We start from the raw sequence: 5,910 nt of genomic DNA, 5'->3' as shown, positions 1-5,910 counted from the left end.
TTTAAAAGTTTTTTTAGTTATTTAGTAATGCACAAATTTAGGTGTTTGTCAAATTAATTTAGATGCGTTTACCCTGGGATTAGGCCGCAGTTAAATCTGTCTGCCTATCCTACTTTACTTTTGTGGCATTTTCGTAATTTGTCACCAATGGGAAGACCCTGGTAACGAAGATTTGGAGGCTCTGCCTCCAAATTGTTTTCTCCTTTTAATCGATGCTGGACCTCCTCCAAAAGTCTGCCCAGGCAGAGCCTGGGGACGATTGAAATAGTCATTGGTTATGCGTTAAGCTGATACGCATTTAAATTGGGATTTTTGAAGCCTAGACTCCTTGCACCCTGGCTTTAAGGCAAAAAATTTAAATGCTGAACAGCTTAATTGCTACTAACTAATAACTAATAGCTAATTAGCTCTTTTTTACAGCTTTTCAAACACGGAGAACATCGGCAGATACATCGACAGCAAAATCGAACCTACGATACCACCGACGACAACAATCATCAGAGGTTCTAGCATACTGGTAAGTCCTTTTACTGCTTCTTCCACTTCCGTTTCGTAGAAAGCGCCAACTTTCATCAGCATCTTGTCAAGTTCCCCTGTCTCCTCGCCAATTGCCATCATTTGAATTGCCAAAGACGGAAAAACAGCTTGTTCTTGCAAAGCAATACTGATCATGCCGCCGCCTTGAATTTCCTGTCTGGCATATTCGATCGCATTAGATATCGCCTGATTCCCAGCCACATCTCGCACAATTTCCAAGGAATTGAGAATCGGCACGCCCGATCGCGTCAGCGACCCAAATATCACGCAAAACCGAGCCACCGCCGATTTTTCAATCAAATCTCCAAAAATCGGCAATTTCAGCGCAATTCTATCAATTTGTAGGTGACCTATTGGAGTTTTGTAGTACATATCGAAGGCAATTTTGAGCGCTATAATCACCCCAATAACTGTTATCTGTTGGATCGGAGGCCAAGCCGTACAAAATGCACTAATTCCCAACATTATCAGCGTAAAAGTCGGCAAATCTGCACCAATATCCTTAAAGATTTTAGCGAAAGTTGGTAGCAAGAATATAGTCATTGCGAAAAAAATCACGATCGCAATAAAGAGCACAGTCTTCGGATAAGACATCGCAGAATTAATTTCAGCCTCCGTCTTGTGATTTTTTTCCATCATCACCGCCAGACGGTCTAGGGTTTCATCGAGTACCCCCCCGACTTCTCCCGCCGCCACCATACTGATAAACAGTTGGTCAAACACATCAGGAAACTTAGCCATCGCCTCTGCCAAGTTTATACCCTCCTGCACATCAGCGTTCATGCTTCTGAGCGCTCGCTTCAACTTAGCATTAGAACACTGCTCGTGCAGCACGGAAAGGCATCTAACGATCGCCACCCCTGCATTAAACATAGCCGCAAACTGACGAGCAAAAATAGCCATATCCTTAACAGTAAGGCTGGTAAGGCTATACTCAATTTGCTCCTGAATCTTACTGAAATCAAAGCCACCTTTCGGTTTTTCGCGGATAACGTTGGTAGCCACAGCTCACCTCTGAAAATTTATTAAAAGTTATGACTCACCAATCATCAGTCATTAATGCAGTTGGCAGACTCCGGACTAATGACTGCTGAAGGAATTAATGAGCTTTTACCGGGGCGCCACCAACAGGTGCCGGGCCGATCAAGCGTTCGAGTTCGTCAGCCTTAGAAGCCTTGCTCATTGCCGCTTCCCAAGTGACTTTACCGCTCTTGTAAAGTTCAGCGAGGGCCATTTCCATCGTCCTCATGCCCAATTTCGCCCCCATTTGGATTTGGGAGTAAATCATTGGAGTTTTGCCCTCCCGGATCAAGTTAGCCATAGCTGGAGTATTCACCATGATTTCCATAGCGCAGCAGCGGCCGCCCCCAATTTTCACTACCAAATTTTGGCTGCAAATTCCCACCAAAGAGTTAGACACCTGGGCGCGAACCTGGGGTTGTTGAATGGGCGGGAACACGTCCAAAATCCGATCGATCGTTGCACCCGCAGAATTGGTGTGCAGCGTTCCCATCACTAGGTGACCCGTTTCTGCTGCTGAAATTGCCAGACCGATCGTTTCCAAGTCCCGCATTTCCCCCACCAGAATCACATCAGGATCTTCGCGCAAAGCTGCTCTGAGCGCATTAGCAAAGCTTTTAGTATCTTCGCCCTTTTGGCGCTGGTGAAACAAACTCTTGATATTAGGAAACACGTATTCGATCGGATCTTCAACTGTTAGAATATGTTCCGCCCGCGTCCGGTTGACCAGATCCAACAACGCCGCCATCGTAGTAGTTTTCCCGGAACCCGTTTGTCCCGTCACCAACACCATACCCCTGGGTCTTTCCGTCAGATCCCGCAAAATCTGCGGCACGCCTAAAGCATCTACATTAGGAATCTTAGAAGCCAGAGCCCGCATACAAGCAGCCCAAGCACCCCGCTCCCGGTACACGTTGACGCGGAACCGAGCCAATCCCCGAACGCCGTAAGCGCAGTCGAGTTCCCACTCCATTTCCAACTGCTTGCGCTGCATATTGTTGAGCATTTGGAAAATTAGGATCTGCACTTCCTCAGCAGACAGAATGTCGCCGTATTGCGTCTGAGGAGTTAGTTTACCGCTGACTCGGAAGAATATAGGCGCGCCCGCTTGGATGTGTATGTCCGAACCCCCTTGCTCTACCAGGGACTCCAGTACGTCTTCAATCATCAGACCCATAGATACCTCTCCTCGATCGAATTGATAGTTATTGACCAATCTAGCTCAGTTAACAGTCAACAGTTAATAGTCAACAGTTAACTGCTGCTGAATCAATCCACAAAGCGTGGCGTCAAGCAGTACGGACAATCCAGCATCTCCGGCTTCAATTCCGCCTGACAAGTTTTGCAGGTAAGTCCCTGCTTGCGTTTGGCTTTCATTTCCGCCTCCAGGCCCGAGTCTGTAAACGTCACCCGCTCGACTTCTTCAAAAGTAGTCGCGCCTTCCCGCACCAATTGCAAGCTGTAAGCCAACAACGTTTTCATCCCTTCTTCTACTGCTGCTTCCTTAATTTGCTCTGTGGGAGCTCCTTGAGTGATCAGAGTTTGAAGCCGCTCAGTATTTTTCAGGAATTCGTAAACCCCTACCCGTCCTTTGTAGCCTAAGCCGCCGCACTTCCGACAAAGTTCCTCGCGTTCTGCGAGTTCCTTCCTTTGCTCCACGGGTATGGTGTTGGCTTTGTAAACAGTCAGATCAATTTCTTGAGAAGCCGACAGACCGTACTTGCCGAGTTCTGCAGCAGTAGGCTGGTAAGGAATGCAGCATTTGTCGCAAACGCGCCGCATCAGACGCTGAGCCAACACGCCCAACAGAGCGGCCGAAACCATGAACGGTTCTACGCCCATTTCTGCCAAACGCGCGACTGCTCCGGCCGCGTCGTTCGTGTGCAGCGTCGTCAGCACCAAGTGTCCCGTCAAAGCCGCTTCCAGAGCAGTTTTGGCTGTTTCCCTGTCCCGCGTTTCCCCCACCAGCATCACGTCAGGGTCTTGCCGCAAAAATGCCCGCAGAATGTTGGAAAAAGTCAAGTCTTTTTCCCGAATTACTTGACATTGGGTAATTCCTGGCAAAGCATATTCGATCGGGTCTTCCGCCGTACTGATATTAACCCCCGGATCGTTCCGTTCCGCCAGAATCGAGTACAGAGTAGTTGACTTGCCCGAACCCGTCGGCCCCGTCACCAAAATCAGTCCGAACGGACGGCTAGCACTCTCTCGCACTAAAGCCAGAGTTTCTTGGTCGGAGATTAACAAACCCAAACCCAACTGAGTGCTGGAACTGTCCAAAATCCGCAGCACGATTTTTTCGCCGTACCGGGAAGGCAAGCTGTTCACCCGGAAATCCACCGTGCGTCCCTCAAACACCCGGCGGATGCGCCCGTCTTGAGCTTGTCGGCGTTCGGCAATATCCAGGTTGGCAATAATCTTGAAACGAGCGGTAATCGATGCGACTACCTGCTTGGGAAACCGGAAATACTCTTGCAGTACCCCGTCTTTCCGCATCCGAATCCGCATGAACTCTTCTTGAGGTTCTACGTGGATGTCAGACACCTTTTCCGACAAAGCTTTAGCCAAAATGATATTGACGGCCTTAATTACGGGAGCTGCCTCAGCATCGTCCAAGGTGTTAGCGAGGTCTTCTTGGTCGCTACTCTCCTCTTCTAGAGAGAGCTCGCCAAAATCTCCCTCCCCTAAATCCATCTTTCTCTGCTTTTCGATTTCAGCTTTTTTAGCTTCCCTCTTAACTTGGTCGTCTTGATAGGCAGAAGTTATGTCCTGATAGTCGTCTGGCGTAATCACTCGCCGCTGCAAAGCCAAGCCGTGAGGCTGTAAAATCCGCCGCAAATCTTCTATGGCGTTGAGGTTGTCGGGATCTACCATTGCTACTAAAACCGCCGCAGGCTCAGTTTCAGTCTTCGCTACGGGTAAAAACCGACCTTGGTGACAAATGTCGATCGAAATTTTCAACGCGTCGAGCATAATTCCGAGTTGCTCGTTAGACATTTCGCTCATCTCCGGGTCAAATGCTTCAACCCCGTAGACTATCTTTCGTTCAAACATCTGCTGCTTCTTGTAAAGTCGCAGCAATTCTGGGGGTAATGGCTGCCCGGTAAGTGCTTCTAATACCTCCGTTAAACGCTTGCCCGACTTCTGGCTTTCAATTTGAGCTTGCTTCACTTGCTCGCCGTTGACGTAACCCGACAGAATCATCTTGGTGAGAGCCGGAGTAAAAGCGCTTAGAGCAACTATCGATGTGGATCGAGGCGCGGATGTGCTAGTCATAAAAAACACTCAATAGGTGGGAAACTCAGTCACAAAGAGTGCTGAGAGGAAAACCAACGCGGGGTTTTAACCCCCGTATTCTTTGCTTATGGATCAGCTATCATTTTCTTGCTCAATCCCTATCTCTCAAGTGTAAGCTCGCAGTCCCCTCTAAGCTTCGTCCACCAATTGACGAGACCTTGGAAGGATTTGCCTGTGCTTGCAATCAAATCTTGTTCGTTGAGTGCTAAGTTGCTTACTTACCTGATTAACTTGCGGGATACTCTCGTTATAGCGTCAGGGCATATCACTTGGGGGTTCCCCGTACCGGGAGAGAAAAGCGGGGCGGGGTGTGTCCCCCTCCCAGGCTAATTCTATTTTCCCAAATTGTTTGCTCAAATTACAGCGCCCGTGGTGGCGCGGTTAGCTGTACTAAATTAAAGATGAGCTATGTTCTGTGATGATAGCTTTTACGAAAACCTTGATCGCCCTTTTGAAATATATTTTGATTAATTATCTGCGATCGGTCACTGCCCGATCGTCGGCTGCATGAGCCCCCAGACCAAATTTTGAGCAACTCTAGTTTTGGATCAGTAAATATTACTTTGATTCTACCCTAGTGTCTGAACCTTTGTGACGTAAGCTTGACGGTTCAGAAATCTTGGGAAGAGGCAAATTAGATATCAATCGTATTTACAGATGAGCATCTCAGCGAGACCAACCAATCTCTCTCATTTGGCTGGCAAAAATTCGCGACTTCAAGCGACTTCGGCGTTATTCAATCAGAAAAACCACAGCCCCAATTCGCATCAAGATTAACAACCTACTATCGGAGCTACACAAGCACACAGCTAACTACTTAGTCACTCAATACAAATTCCTTTTTCTCGCCACTTGGAAAACTCAGCAAATGATAAAAAATGCCAGCCTCAGCTTGCGACTAAAACAGCCTGACCGATGATAACTTTAAGTCACTATGGTTGGCTCTCCTGAACTTATGGTTATAAGTTTTTCTAATCCGAAAAGCAAGCTAATACGCGATTCCTAAAATTATTAAAATTAGAAAAACCATACCCTTGCCGCATTATCAACTTAATC

General features: G+C 47.6%; 3 protein-coding genes. All 3 read right to left on the bottom strand.

The genetic code is table 11. From position 1 onward, the window contains the following. Positions 1 to 414 precede the first annotated feature (414 nt). The 3 genes from QUB44_RS29945 to QUB44_RS29935 all read right to left on the bottom strand — a co-directional run bounded on the left by QUB44_RS29945 (position 415) and on the right by QUB44_RS29935 (position 4,833). Positions 415 to 1,542 carry a type II secretion system F family protein gene (locus QUB44_RS29945; RefSeq protein WP_333373362.1) on the bottom strand — a complete coding sequence of 376 codons (1,128 nt, stop codon included), beginning with the start codon at positions 1,540 to 1,542 and terminating at the stop codon, positions 415 to 417. A gap of 94 nt (positions 1,543 to 1,636) precedes the next feature. Next, a complete protein-coding gene (locus QUB44_RS29940) occupies positions 1,637 to 2,734 on the bottom strand; it encodes a type IV pilus twitching motility protein PilT (protein WP_333373359.1) in 1,098 nt (365 codons plus the stop codon). A 92-nt stretch (positions 2,735 to 2,826) separates the two neighbouring features. Continuing rightward, a complete protein-coding gene (locus tag QUB44_RS29935) occupies positions 2,827 to 4,833 on the bottom strand; it encodes a GspE/PulE family protein (RefSeq protein WP_333373355.1) in 2,007 nt (668 codons plus the stop codon). Between the last annotated feature and the right edge of the window lie 1,077 nt (positions 4,834 to 5,910).

The sequence above is a fragment of the Microcoleus sp. AT3-D2 genome, from assembly GCF_036705715.1.
Classification (GTDB): domain Bacteria; phylum Cyanobacteriota; class Cyanobacteriia; order Cyanobacteriales; family Microcoleaceae; genus Microcoleus.
The sequence above is the reverse complement of the archived record's forward strand: the minus strand, read 5'-3'. Positions and strand labels throughout refer to the sequence as shown.

What these genes read in the sequence shown, in the direction of transcription:
- QUB44_RS29940 (WP_333373359.1), bottom strand. Translation starts at nt 2,734, where the DNA reads ATGGGTCTGATGATTGAAGACGTACTGGAGTCCCTGGTAGAGCAAGGG.
- QUB44_RS29935 (WP_333373355.1), bottom strand. Translation starts at nt 4,833, where the DNA reads ATGACTAGCACATCCGCGCCTCGATCCACATCGATAGTTGCTCTAAGC.